The organism is Aureimonas sp. SK2, from assembly GCF_029813115.1.
Classification (GTDB): domain Bacteria; phylum Pseudomonadota; class Alphaproteobacteria; order Rhizobiales; family Rhizobiaceae; genus Aureimonas.
Genome location: NZ_JAPZDS010000073.1, coordinates 1 through 618 on the forward strand (window position 1 = coordinate 1; position 618 = coordinate 618).

A 618-nucleotide genomic window follows, 5' to 3' on the forward strand; every position below is an offset into this window, starting at 1 on the left:
GCGATCTGCGTCGTCGACGAGGCCGGGCGGATCCTCGCCGAGAAGAAGGTCGCAACCTGTCCGGACGCGATCACCAGCTATCTGACGCAAAAGGCGCCTGACCTCGTTCGGGTCGGGCTCGAGACGGGGCCGCTGGCCGTGTGGCTCTGGAATGAACTCGCTGCACGCCGTCTTCCGGTCCTGTGCATCGATGCCCGACATGCCAACGCGGCTCTGAAGATGAGACCTGTAAAGACGGACCGCAACGACGCGGCTGGCCTGGCGCAGATCATGCGGACCGGCTGGTTCAAGGAAGTGCGCATCAAGAGCCGCGACAGCTACCAGGTCCGCTCTCTTCTGGTCGCTCGCGAGATGCTGGTGCGGATCCGCGTCAAGATCGAGAACGAGATCCGAGGCCTCCTGCGCACCTTCGGCGTTCTGTTCGGCAAGCGTGTCGGAGGGTTCACCGGACGGGCTGATGAGATCATCGCCAGCGAACTCGATGCGTCCCCGGAGATGCGTCTCATTGCCGAGACACTGATGAAGGCGAGAGCCTCAATGCTTGATCAGATCAAGGTTCTGGACCGCCGCCTCATGGCGGTCGCAAGGACAAACCCCACGGCGCGCCTGTTCATGACC

1 protein-coding gene is annotated in these 618 nt (G+C 63.1%); it reads left to right on the forward strand.

Annotation, left to right across the window (positions count from 1 at the left end; all coding sequences use genetic code 11):
- The coding region (locus O5O54_RS22260) for a transposase (protein WP_279484030.1) at nt 1-618 on the forward strand (618 nt) is incomplete at both ends.